Consider the following 12,332-nt stretch of genomic DNA (forward strand, 5'->3'; position numbering starts at 1 on the left):
TTTTCATCGGCACCGACAAGACGCACTTTTCGTCGCCAGGGATACCGCGGAACCGGCTTTGCCGGGCCGCCGGTATCGCCCCCGGCGAGGGGCTGGCGGCCACACGAAGTGCGGCAAGCCTGGGGGGAGCATGTCTACTTCAGGTCAACTTGCCGTGGCACTGCTTGTACTTCTTGCCGCTGCCGCAGGGGCACGGGTCGTTGCGACCGACGCGGGCGAAGGCGGCAGCCTCCGCGCCGAGCGCGCCCAGCCCGGCGGCCGCGATGCGGCGCTGGTTTTCCTCGTCGACGCGCACCTCGACTTCGCCCGTCTCGGTCGGTGCCGAGTAGGTGATGTTCGAGACGTTCTCGCCGCGGCTTTCCATCGCTTCGGCGGCCTGTTCGAGTTGCTCGCTCGACTGCACGCGCACCGTCATGAGCTGGCGCGTGACTTCGTTCTTGACCGAATCGAGCAACTGGCCGAAGAGCTCGAAGGCTTCGCGCTTGTATTCCTGCTTGGGCTGCTTCTGCGCGTAGCCGCGCAGGTGGATGCCCTGGCGCAGGTAGTCGAGCGAGGCCAGGTGTTCGCGCCAGTGGGTGTCGATGCTCTGCAGCAGCACCATGCGCTCGAACTGGGTGAAGTTCTCCTGGCCGATCAGCGCGACCTTGGCGTCGAAGGTCTCGTTGGCGTTCTTGAGCACCTTCTCGACGATGTCCTCGTCGGCGATGGCCTCGGAAGCCTCGACTTCCTTCTTGAGCGGCATGTCGATGCCCCACTCGTTGAAGAGGCTCTTCTCCAGGCCGTCCAGATCCCATTGCTCTTCCACCGACTCGGCCGGTACGTACTGGCGCACGAGGTCGGTGAAGCAGCCTTCGCGCAGCGCCGCGATCTGCGCCGTCAGGTCGGCCGCGTCGAGGATGTCGTTGCGCTGCTGGTAGATCACCTTGCGCTGGTCGTTCGACACGTCGTCGTACTCGAGCAGCTGCTTGCGGATGTCGAAGTTGCGCGCCTCGACCTTGCGCTGCGCGCTCTCGATGCTGCGCGTGACGATGCCGGCCTCGATGGCCTCGCCGTCGGGCATCTTCAGGCGGTCCATGATCGCCTTCACGCGGTCGCCCGCGAAGATGCGCATCAGCGGATCGTCCAGGCTCAGGTAGAAGCGCGAGGAGCCGGGGTCGCCCTGGCGGCCCGAGCGGCCGCGCAGCTGGTTGTCGATGCGGCGCGACTCGTGGCGTTCGGTGGCGATGATGCGCAGGCCCCCGAGCGACTTCACGAACTCGTGGTCCTTGGTCCACTCGGCGCGGATGTGGGCGATGTCGGCCTGCCTGGCCGCCTCGTCGCGGCCTTCGTCGTTCTCGATGGCCTCGATCATCTTCTCGATGTTGCCGCCCAGCACGATGTCGGTGCCGCGGCCGGCCATGTTGGTCGCGATGGTGATCATCTTCGTGCGGCCGGCCTGCGCCACGATGTCGGCCTCGCGCGCATGCTGCTTGGCGTTGAGCACCTGGTGCGGCAGGCCCGCCTGGGTGAGCAGGCCGTCGATGATCTCGGAGTTCTCGATGGACGAGGTGCCCACCAGCACCGGCTGGCCGCGCTCGTAGCACTCGCGGATGTCCTGGATGGCCGCCTCGTACTTCTCGCGCGTGGTCTTGTAGACGCGGTCGAGCTGGTCCTCGCGCTTGCTCGTGCGGTTCGGCGGGATGATGACGGTCTCGAGGCCGTAGATTTCCTGGAACTCGTAGGCCTCGGTGTCGGCCGTGCCGGTCATGCCGGCGAGCTTGGAATACAGGCGGAAGTAATTCTGGAAGGTGATGGAGGCCAGCGTCTGGTTCTCGGCCTGGATCTCCACGCCTTCCTTGGCTTCCACGGCCTGGTGCAGGCCGTCGCTCCAGCGGCGCCCGCTCATCAGGCGGCCGGTGAACTCGTCGACGATCACCACTTCGCCCTGCTGCACCACGTAGTGCTGGTCGCGGTGGTAGAGGTGACGGGCGCGCAGCGCCGCGTTCAGGTGGTGCATCAGCGTGATGTTGGCCGGGTCGTAGAGCGACGCGCCCTCGGGCAGCAGCTTGAATTCGCTCAGCAGGCGCTCGGCGTTCTCGTGGCCGTCCTCGGTGAGGAACACCTGGTGCGTCTTCTCGTCGACCGTGAAGTCGCCGGGCACCGTGACGCCTTCGCCGGTGCGCGGGTCGGCTTCGCCTTCCTGCTTCTTGAGCAGCGGCACCACCTTGTTGATGGCCAGATACAGGTCGGTGTGATCTTCGGCCTGGCCGCTGATGATCAGCGGCGTGCGGGCCTCGTCGATCAGGATGGAGTCCACCTCGTCGACGATTGCGTAGTTCAGCCCGCGCTGGACCCGGTCGCCCGGCTCGTAGACCATGTTGTCGCGCAGGTAGTCGAAGCCGTACTCGTTGTTCGTGCCGTAGGTGATGTCGCTGCGGTAGGCCTGCTGCTTCTCCTCGCGTGGCATCTGCGGCAGGTTGATGCCCACCGTCAGGCCGAGGAAGTTGTAGAGGCGGCCCATCCAGGTCGCGTCGCGGTTGGCGAGGTAGTCGTTCACCGTGACCACGTGCACGCCCTTGCCGGACAGCGCGTTCAGGTACACCGGCAGCGTGGCGGTCAGCGTCTTGCCTTCGCCGGTGCGCATTTCGGAGATCTTGCCGTTGTGCAGCGCCATGCCGCCGAGCAGCTGGACGTCGAAGTGGCGCATCTTCATGACGCGCTTGGAACCCTCGCGCACCGTGGCGAAGGCTTCGGGCAGCAGGGCGTCGAGGGTTTCGCCCTTGGCGATGCGGTCCTTGAATTCCTGGGTCTTGGCGCGCAGTGCGTCGTCGCTGAGCTTCTCGAACTCGGGTTCGAGCGCATTGATGCGTTCCACCGTCTTGCGATACTGCTTGAGCAGCCGGTCGTTGCGACTGCCGAAAATCTGGGTCAGGAAGTTGGTTGCCATGGGTGGAGATGGGCGGGCGCCTGATGAGATACGGCAGGCACTTCGACCGGATTCCCTAAGATATGGTGAAAGCAGTTGGGCGCGCTTTCCATGAAAGCAAGCAGCCTTTTTCCGGCGCAATCGCCGGCAAACCGGGCATTTTAGCTGTCTTGTTTCTAACCCCTGGATTACCGATGTATCGCCGACTTCCCCCCGCCATTTCGCTGCAGCAGGCTGCGGAAGGCGCCCCGACGCTGGGCAGCCTGATGGCGCGCGCGCGCGACACCACGGAGCGGCTCAAGGCGGTGGAAGGGCTGATCCCGCCGGCCATGCGCGCGGCCGTGCAGGCCGGTCCGGCCGAGGGCGACGTCTGGTGCCTGCTGGTCAAGGGCAGCGCCGCGGCAGCCAAGCTGCGCCAGCTCTCGCCGATGCTCGTGACCCGGCTCAAGAACCGGGGCTGGGACGTGGCGACGATACGGATCAAGGTGCACACGGGGCGCTGACTGCCTCGGCCCTGCCGGTTGTTTTGATTTTTTGTCTGGAAATAGATAATATTTCCAGATGACATTCTTCGCCGCGGCCGCCGACGCCCAACTCCTGCTTCTCGACAAGAACCAGGTCGACGCCCTCCTCTCCCCCGATGAAGTGCTCGGGGCCGTGCGCGAAGCCTTCATGTTGCACAGCGAACGCGAGGGCCGCGTGTTCCCGGTGGTGCGCGAACCTCTCGGCACCGGCGGCGTGTTCGGCATCAAGTCCGGCGACGTGCAGGCCCAGGGGCTGCTCGGCTTCAAGGCCGCCGGCTTCTGGCCGGCCAACCGGCAGCGCGGCGGCGAGCCCCATCAGGCCACCATCATGCTGATCGACCCGGCGACAGGGCGGCCGCTGTGCGTCATCGACGGCAACACGGTGACCACCGCGCGCACCGGCGCGGCCGGCGGGCTGGGCCTGCAGCTGCTCGCACGGCCCGACAGTGAGCGGCTGTGCATCTTCGGCACCGGCGTACAAGCGCGGATCCAGCTCGACTTCGCGCTTCGGCTCATCCCCTCGCTGCACGAGGCTCTCTATATAAGTGCGAGCGGCGAATGCAATGCCGCCTTCGAAGCGCACTTCAGCGGCCGCTGCGACATTGCACCAGCCACGGACCGCAACGCCGCCGTGGCCGGCAGCGACATCGTGATCACCGCCACGCCGGGCGGCGGCGCGCTGTTCGATCTCGATGCCGTGCAGCCCGGCACGCACCTGAACTGCGTAGGCGCCGACACCCGCGGCAAGCGGGAGCTGCCGGAAGGCCTGCTGGCACGCGCGCGCCTGTTCGTCGACGACCGCACGCAGGCCCGGCAGATCGGCGAAACGCAATGGGCGCCCGACACCGAATGCATGGAGCTGGGCGACCTGCTCAGCGGCAAGACTGCCTTCGGGCGCGCCCCGAAAGACATCACCGTCTTCGACATGACGGGCCTCGCGCTGCAGGACCTCACCGTCGCACGCCTTCTTCATGCGCGCGCTGCCGAGACCCGAACAGGCACGCGCATCGCCTGGCCCTGGTAGCGCTGCTCGAAAGGCAGGGCGCAATGCCACGCCGCTTGCCTCGCATCTGAAAAGCGTGATTTTTTGTTGCGGACGGAGGAACATTTCGGCCCTTGGGCGCCGACTCCCTCCTGGCATTTTTCGTCATCAATGCGCCGCATGACTGTTTTGGCCGCGAGATTCTTCTGAAGAGAAAAATCGAAATCGCGGACTTCTTCTCGCCCAAAAAGCAAAAGTCGCAATCCGCAAATAATTCAATCCCGGAGGAATGCTATTAATTGACATCAATGGTCATTGTCTGAGTCAATTTCCAATCGATACATTCCGCAACCTTGAAGTCTTGGCGGAGCTTGCAACGCACCTCTGCGCGACTTTCATCGTCGAATAAACACAGAGAGGTTGGAATGATTTCACCCGAGCCCTGCGGCTAGCTCGCGCACCGCCACTTGCCTGCCTGAACCGCGCCCGCGCGCAGCCCATTGGCAAGGCCGATTTCCCGAAGTTGGGAAATCCATCTTTCACCCCCGCGAACCGAACGACGCCCGATCCCGGCAAGGGAATCAGGCCGTCTCGTCACGCGCATCGAATCCGCATTTCTTTTTCAGAAGATCGATTTCAAAGAAAATCCATGAGCAATTCCTACAGAAACACCCGCCGCGGCCACATCGGCTTCAGGCTGTCAGCCGTGACCGCAGTTCTCGCGAGCGGGCTCCAGCTCTCGCCGCTCACAGCAAGTGCATCGACCTACGCTCCGGCCAACTGCAACAGCTCGAGCACGGCAACCATCGGCCGAGTGACCGTCACCGGAACGAACAGCATGCCGGTCGACGGGACCGGTCCCTGGTCCAACATCACCGGCTGCAACTCGAGCGGCAACAACCTGGACGGCGTGACGGTGTACGGCAGCTACTCGCAGGGCACGGGTGACGGGGCCACCGCCGTCGGGTTCTCCAGTACCGCCGGCAAATGGGCCACCGCGGCCGGGCTTTCGAGCAGCGCCTCGGGAACCGGGAGTGCCGCCTTCGGCTACGACGCACAGGCACAGGGGCTGAACTCGGCCGCAATCGGCGCGGCGTCCAGTGCAGCCGGCCAGGGTGCCGTGGCCCTTGGCAGCGGCGCCTCCGCGAAGTACGACAACTCCGCCGCCATCGGCGCCGGCAGCACCACCGCCGACTCGCTGGCAAACCTGCAGGGTGCGCCCGCCTACACGCCGGCCGCGGGAACCGCGGTCGCAGCTGCAACGGCGGCTGGCGAAGTGTCGGTGGGCAGCGGCGGCAGTGAGCGCAGGCTCACCAATGTCGCCGCCGGCGGCTCTGCGACCGACGCGGTCAACGTCAGCCAGCTCTCGACCGCCACCGCTTCGCTGTCCACCAGCCTGGACACGGCCAACGGAACCATCGCCAGCCTGTCCACCTCCACCGCCGCCGGCATCGGCAGCCTGTCGACCGGCCTCAATACGGCCAATGGCGCCCTCGCCAGCCTGTCCACGTCCACTGCGGCAGGCATCGGAAGCCTCTCCACAGGCCTGTCCACCGCCAACGGCAACCTTCGCAGCCTGAGCACGTCGGTCAGCACCATCTACAACACGGGTACCAAGTACTTCCACACCAGGTCGACGGCGGGCGACTCAATGGCCAGCGGCGACAGTTCCGTTGCGATCGGCCCGCAATCGGAGGCCAGCGGCTCCAGCTCCCTTGCGGCCGGCACAGGCGCCAAGGCAGCAGCCAACAACGCGTTGGCCGTGGGCTCCTACGCCCTCGCGACAGGCGCGAACGCGATCGCCATCGGCACCGGCGCGCTGGCCACGGGCTCGCAGGCCATCGGCGCGAGTTCGCGCGCAGGCGGAGGCGGCACCGCTCTCGGCGACAACGCCGATGCCGGTGGAACGTCGCTGAGCCAGTCGCCGCGGATCGCCAAGGGCACCGCCATCGGCTTCGGCGCGGTGGTGCAGCAGAGCGAGGGCGTGGCGCTGGGCGCCGGCTCGGTGGCCGCCACCGCTGCCGGCGTGGCCGGATACGTGCCTCGCAACACATCAGCGCAGCAACAGGCCGCCGTCAAGGCCACCGCCAGCACACAGGCAGCCGCTTCGGTCGGCGACGCAGCCAGCGGCCGCTTCCGCCAGATCACCGGCGTGGCGGCCGGCACGGCGGACAGCGACGCGGCGAACGTAGCGCAGCTCAAGGCATCCGAAGCCGCCTCCCGGGCCAGCAGTGCGCAATACACGACCCGCGCCGATGGCTCCGTCGACTATAGCCAGATCGTGCTGGGCAACGGTCAGGCGCCGGGCGGCACGCGCATCTCCAACGTTGCGCCGGGCGTGCAACCCATGGACGCCGTCAACGTGAACCAGCTCAACCAGGTGCGCAGCCAGGTCGCCGACGTGGCACGCATCGCCTACACGGGCACGGCGATGGCCATGGCCATGTCGGGCACCTACCTGCCCACGCTCGCCCCGGGCGAGAAGACCGTGGGCGTCGGGGTGGGCAGCTACAAGGGCTACAGCGCCGTGGCGCTGACCTTCAAGGCGCTTGCCGGCGACGGAGGAATGTCGTGGGGCGCGGGCATTTCGACCAACGGCAGGGAATGGGGCGTGAACGCCGGCGTGGGCTGGAAGTGGAAATAAGGGAAATAGGGGCTCAGAGGAAATAGAGCCGATCAGGGAGCGAGCCGGCAACGAATCGGCAAGCAAGAGGATGGCCCCCATGCCGCGCGGCGTGGGGGCCATTTTTTTGAGCAGGCCCGCTATGCGACGGCCGCGTCCGCGAAGAGCCCGGTCATGAACTGCGTCGACTTCAGCCCGGTACCCGTCAGCAGCGCCACGGTCGTCTCCGTGCTCCTGATGTCGCCGCGCTGCGCCAGCACGTCGATGGCCGCGGCGGCCGATGCGGAAGTCGGCTCGGGGTAAAGGCCGCAGGCCGCGAGCCGGCGCACCGCCGCCGCGATCTGCTCCTCGGTCAGCGCCACGGTCCTGCCATTCGTCTCGCGCAGGGCCTGGATGATTTCCACCAGCCGCACCGGCCGCTTGATCGCCGTGCCCTCGGCGATGGTCGGCTGCACGGCGCGCTCCACGAGCGTGTCGACGCCAGCGGTGAAGCTCGCGTCGATCGGCGAACAGTTCAGCGGCTGCGCAACGAAGATGCGCGGCAACTTCCTGATCTGCCCCGCCGCCAGCAGCTCCTTGAAGCCGATCCAGCAGCCGAGCACGTTGCTGCCCGCGCCGGTCGGAATCACGACGTTGTCCGGCGCCACGAAGCCCAGGTCTTCCCACAGCTCGTAGGCCAGCGTCTTCGTGCCCTGCAGGAAGAACGGATGCCAGTTGTGGCTCGCGTAGAAGATCGATTCCGACTGCCGCACCGCCTCGTGTTCCGACTCCTCGCGCGGCCCCGGCACCAGTTGCACCTCGGCGCCGAAGGCGCGGATCTGCGCCACCTTCGGCGCGGGCGTGTAGCTCGGCGCGAGCACCTTCACGCGCATGCCGGCCGCGGCGCCCGCGGCGGCGATGGCCGCGCCGCCGTTGCCCGAGCTGTCTTCCAGCACCGCATCGACGCCGATCTGGCGCAGGAAGGACATCATCACCGCCGCGCCACGGTCCTTGAAGCTGCAGGTCGGGTTGAACCACTCCAGCTTGAAGTGCGGCTCGAAGTCGCCCCAGCGCTTCTGCACCAGCGGCGTGCAGCCTTCGCCCATGCTCGCGGGCCTGTCGATGGCCACGGGCAGCGCCGCGCGGTAACGCCACAGCGAGCGCGTACGCGAATCGATGTCGTCGCGCCCGATGCCCGGCAGCGGCGTGACCAGCATCGGGTTGCCGTCGTCCGAGCGCCAGCGGCGTTCGGACAGCTCGTGGCGCCGGCCGGTGCGGGGATCGACGTAGCGTGCGCGTTCTGTCATTCGTGGCTCCTGGATCAACAATCTGAACAAACTGGATAATACATCCAACACTGTACTTTTTGTATAAATCAGATTGTTCGTCCAGAGCTGGATACATTCCCCGGTATGAAGAAGAAGCCGAACAAGCAGCTGCTCGACATGCTCAGCAACATCGCCGAGGGCCTGGGCCAGACCTTCGCGCCCTTCTGCGAGGTGGTGGTGCACGACCTGAGCAACCCCAGGAACGCGATCCACGCGATCGAGAACGGCCTGAGCGGCCGAGACGTCGGCGATTCGGTCACCGAACTGGGCCTCGCGCGCATCCGCGATCCGGAGTTCCCGGCGGTGATCGCGAACTACGCCAACACCTTTCCCGACGGGCGCAAGGTCAAGAGCACTTCCATCGGCATCAAGGACGAGAGCGGCGAGTACGTGGCCGCGCTGTGCCTGAACGTCGACCTCACGCTGTTCCAGAGCTTCCAGGGCGCGATCTCGCAGTTCACGCGCATCGACGACAGGGACGTGCACGAGCACCTCGAAGCCGGCGGCGGCAGCCATTCAGACCGCATCCACGCGCGCATCGACGAGTTCGCCGCCGCGCGCGCGACCACGCCGCGCTCGCTGAAGCCGGCCGACCGCAAGCAGCTGGTGCAGGAGCTGAAGAAGGCCGGCATGCTCGAAGTCCGCCGCGGCGCCGAGATCGCGGCGGCGCACATGGGCGTGTCGCGCGCCACCGTCTACAGCGACGCGAAGTAGCCCTGCCGGGGCTTACTGCGGCTGCAGCCCGATCTCGTGCGCGGCCTTCTGCCAGCGCTCCGCCTCCGAGCGCAGGAAGGCGCGCAGCTCGGCCGGCGTCGACCCCTTCATCTGCACGCCGAGCACCGAAAGCCGCTCCTTCACCGACGGATGCTCCAGCGCGGCAATGGCCTCGCGGCGCAGCTTTTCGATCACGTCCAGCGGCGTGGTGGCCGGCGCCACCAGGGCCCACCACTGGTCGATCTCCAGGCCCCTGAGGCCGTTCTCGGCGAGCGCCGGCACGTTCTGCAGGCCGGGCAGGCTCACCCGCTGCGTGCTCGTCACCAGCAGCGGCCGGATGCGGTTGGCGCCCAGCAGGCTGGAGCCGCTGGCCAACGTCGCGAAATGCCCCGCCACCGTGCCCGCCGCCACGTCGGTGAGCGCAGGCGCCGAACCACGATACGGAACCATGTTGAACGGGATCTTCGTGCGGCTCGCGAGCAGCTCTCCCGCGAGGTGGCTCACCGTGCCCGCGCCGCTGTGCGCGATGGCAGGCGGCGAGCCCTTGGCGGCGGCAGCCGCAGCGGTCTTCAGGAAGGTCTTGAAGTCCTTGCTGTCGTCGCCCATGCCCGCGAAGAACACCAGCGGCGAGGTGCCGATCATGGTCACCGGCGTGAAGTCGCGCAGCAGGTCGTAGGGCAGCTTCGCCGTCACCGCCGGCGCGATGGCGTGCGGGAGCTCGACGATGGCAAGCGTGTAGCCGTCGGGCGCGGCCTTGGCCACGGCGTCGGTGCCGATCATGCCGGCGGCGCCGGGCCGGTTGTCCACGATCACCGGGCTGCCGATGGTCTGGCTCATGCGCTGCGCCATGGCGCGGGCAATGGCGTCGGTGCTGCCCCCGGCCGCCCACGGCACGACCAGCTTCACCGGCTTGTCGGGGTAGGCAGCCCACGCGGGGCTGACAAAAGAGGCGAGCAGGGCTGCAGAGCCGGAGGCCGCGAAGGCCCGGCGATTCATCGTCGGCATGTTGGATTCCTGGAAAGTTAAACCGGGCGGTCCGGCCAGCTCGGATCGCCGGTCGCGTTGGCCGTCAGCATCAGCACCACGTGCGCGTCCGCAGCGATGGAGTTGCTTTCTCGCAGTTGGCGCAGCGCGGCAAGGCCGCCGGCCGCGCACAGCTCGGCACTCACGCCGGCTGCGGTGAGCACGCGGCGTGCGGCTCGGGCTTCGTCGTCGTTCACCACCACGGCGCCGCCGCCGGTGGCGGTGGCTGCCTGCCACTGCAGGTAGGTGACGGTGGCACCCGCGGTGGAGAACTGCGCCGTGTGGCCCGGGTAGCTGCCGTTGATGGCGCCACCCGCGAACACGCGGGCCAGGCGCGGGAACGGCTCGACCAGCCAGAGCTTCGGCAGGCGCGCGATGCGCCCGGCTGCCAGCAGGTCGCGAAAGCCCGCGTAGATGCCCCACGCGAGGTCGCCGCGCGCGGTGGGGATCACGACGTGGTCGGGCAGGCCGCCCTCGTTCACGCACTCCAGCGCGATCGGCTTGTAGCCCTCGATCGCCAGCGGCGCGCTGCCCAGCGCGGGCAGGCGGTAGTTGGTGAGCGCGAAATAGCCGGGGTGCTGCGAGCGCTCGCGCACGAAGGCCCAGCGGCCGGCGTTGTCGGAGAACACGTAGCGCCGCGCGCCCAGCGCGTCGAGCTGCCGCGCGTAGGTGGCCGGCATGCCCTCGTAGGTCGCGACCTCGCAGCCCAGGCCCGCGGCCCATGCGTAGTGCGCCGCCGAGACGGCCGCGTTGCCGGAAGAGGCCAGCACCAGCGTGTGGGCGTCGAAGTCGAGCGCCTGCGCCACGCCCACCGCGGTCATGCGGTCCTTGTGCGAGCCGGTGGGGTTGCACGACTCGTCCTTGATCGACAGGCGTGACACGCCGAACTGCTGCGCCAGCCCGGGCATGTCCTGCAGCGGCGTCTGCCCTTCGCCCAGCGCGAAGCTGGAGGTGTAGGGCATGGGCATCAGCTCCGTGCTGTCGGGCAGGTAGCTGGCGCGCAACGCCACGTGAATGCCCTCGCGCCTGCATGCCGGGCAGCCGTCGTTCGTCAGCGTGACCGGGTAGAGCGCATCGCATCGCAGGCATTGCAGCCCGCGCAGGTTCGGGTTGCGCACGGGCTTGGGCGTGCGGTCGCGGACCAGCCCGGGGGGATGGCCCGGGGACGAAGGATGGCTCAGCGGATCCATCGGGGGAACGGCGAACTTGAAATCCAGAACGGGCGATGTCGTCACGGGGGTCTGCGCTTGATGAAGTTGTGACTAAATCTTATGCAATCGGAAATAAAATTACGCAGCCTCAGATACTCAACCGATAACAGAACTTATCGATGCGATTCGGCGAAATCGAAACGTTCCGGGCACTCATGCGCAGCAGTTCCACGCGCAAGGCCGCCGCGCTGCTGCACGTGACGCAGCCCGCCATCAGCCAGTCGCTCAAGCGCCTGGAGACCCAGGCCGGCATGCTGCTGTTCCAGCGCATCGGCGGGCGGCTGGTGCCCACGCCCGAGGCGCGCGCGCTGTGGGTGGAGGTGGAACGGGTCTTCATCGGCATGGACGCCATCGAGCACCGGGTGCGCAGCCTGCGCGACTTCGGCGTGAGCCAGCTCGAGCTCAGCTGCTTTCCGGCCTACGGCCTGGGCTTCATGCCGCGCGCGCTGGCGCGGCTGAAGGCGCACCGCGGCGCGAGCCCGTGGCCGCAGGTGTCGCTGCAGGTGCTGAGCTCGAAGGACGTGCGCGACCGCGTGGCCATGGGCATCTCCGACTTCGGGCTGATGGCCGACGAGCTCTCGCTCGAAGGCATCGACCATTCCACCTTCTCGCGCTTTCCCGGCGTGGTGGTGATGCCGCCCAACCACGCGCTGGCGCGCTTCAAGACCATCAAGCCCGAGCAGCTCGCAGAGGCGCCGTTTCTCTCGCTCAACCCCGAAGACCCCTCGCACCAGCGGCTCGAGGCTGCGCTGGCGCCGCACGGCGTGGCGCTGCGCGTGCTGGTGCAGACGCCCTACGCCGCCAGCGTGTGCGAGATGGCGCTGCGCGGCCTGGGCGTGGGGCTGGTCAACCCGATCACCGCGCTCGACTACGCGGAGCGCGGGCTGGTGGTGCGGCGGTTCTCGGTCGACGTGTACTTCACCTGCCTGCTGGCGCTGCCGGCGGGCAAGGTGCTTTCGGCCACCGCGCGCGACTTCATCTCGCTCATGCGCCAGCAGCTGGCCGAGGACGAGAAGCGCATCCAGCGCCACCTGCGCTAGGGC

9 protein-coding genes are annotated in these 12,332 nt (G+C 67.6%); 5 read left to right on the plus strand and 4 right to left on the minus strand.

The features are described 5' to 3' along the window. Positions 1 to 139 precede the first annotated feature (139 nt). Positions 140 to 2,926 (minus strand): preprotein translocase subunit SecA, encoded by a 2,787-nt coding sequence (gene secA, locus ABL843_RS24960; RefSeq protein ID WP_126024668.1) that lies wholly within the window; start codon positions 2,924 to 2,926, stop codon positions 140 to 142. A 173-nt stretch (positions 2,927 to 3,099) separates the two neighbouring features. Between secA and ABL843_RS24965 the strand changes: the two genes are divergently transcribed. The 3 genes from ABL843_RS24965 (at position 3,100) to ABL843_RS24975 (ending at position 7,055) form a co-directional block, all read left to right on the plus strand. Next, the gene (locus ABL843_RS24965; protein WP_126024667.1) at positions 3,100 to 3,408 is read left to right on the plus strand and encodes a hypothetical protein; all 309 of its coding nucleotides are present in this window, start codon (positions 3,100 to 3,102) and stop codon (positions 3,406 to 3,408) included. A 58-nt stretch (positions 3,409 to 3,466) separates the two neighbouring features. Beyond that, on the plus strand, positions 3,467 to 4,453 hold the full coding sequence (locus ABL843_RS24970) for an ornithine cyclodeaminase family protein (RefSeq protein WP_418117683.1): 987 nt from the start codon (positions 3,467 to 3,469) through the stop codon (positions 4,451 to 4,453). Positions 4,454 to 5,060: 607 nt separating this feature from the next. Further along, positions 5,061 to 7,055: a YadA family autotransporter adhesin gene (locus ABL843_RS24975; protein ID WP_418117684.1), complete on the plus strand. Its 1,995-nt coding sequence runs from the start codon at positions 5,061 to 5,063 to the stop codon at positions 7,053 to 7,055. Between the two features lie 119 nt (positions 7,056 to 7,174). Here ABL843_RS24975 and ABL843_RS24980 read toward each other — a convergent pair whose 3' ends face one another. Next, positions 7,175 to 8,320, minus strand: coding sequence for a threonine synthase (locus tag ABL843_RS24980; protein WP_418117685.1), 1,146 nt, complete (start codon positions 8,318 to 8,320; stop codon positions 7,175 to 7,177). 105 nt (positions 8,321 to 8,425) lie between these two features. Here ABL843_RS24980 and ABL843_RS24985 point away from each other — a divergent pair, with 105 nt between their 5' ends. After that, on the plus strand, positions 8,426 to 9,055 hold the full coding sequence (locus tag ABL843_RS24985; RefSeq protein ID WP_418117686.1) for a helix-turn-helix transcriptional regulator: 630 nt from the start codon (positions 8,426 to 8,428) through the stop codon (positions 9,053 to 9,055). A gap of 12 nt (positions 9,056 to 9,067) precedes the next feature. Here the strand turns inward: ABL843_RS24985 and ABL843_RS24990 are convergent, their stop codons facing one another. Together ABL843_RS24990 and ABL843_RS24995 are read right to left on the minus strand one after the other, a co-directional pair. Then, positions 9,068 to 10,060, minus strand: coding sequence for a tripartite tricarboxylate transporter substrate-binding protein (locus tag ABL843_RS24990; RefSeq protein ID WP_418117687.1), 993 nt, complete (start codon positions 10,058 to 10,060; stop codon positions 9,068 to 9,070). Positions 10,061 to 10,077: 17 nt separating this feature from the next. After that, positions 10,078 to 11,268 carry a threonine synthase gene (locus ABL843_RS24995; RefSeq protein WP_418120513.1) on the minus strand — a complete coding sequence of 397 codons (1,191 nt, stop codon included), beginning with the start codon at positions 11,266 to 11,268 and terminating at the stop codon, positions 10,078 to 10,080. A 140-nt stretch (positions 11,269 to 11,408) separates the two neighbouring features. Between ABL843_RS24995 and ABL843_RS25000 the strand changes: the two genes are divergently transcribed. Next, the gene (locus tag ABL843_RS25000) at positions 11,409 to 12,329 is read left to right on the plus strand and encodes a LysR substrate-binding domain-containing protein (RefSeq protein WP_418117689.1); all 921 of its coding nucleotides are present in this window, start codon (positions 11,409 to 11,411) and stop codon (positions 12,327 to 12,329) included. The last annotated feature ends 3 nt before the right edge of the window (positions 12,330 to 12,332 follow it).

It is taken from the genome of Variovorax sp. 350MFTsu5.1 (assembly GCF_048302515.1).
GTDB lineage: Bacteria > Pseudomonadota > Gammaproteobacteria > Burkholderiales > Burkholderiaceae_C > Variovorax > Variovorax guangxiensis.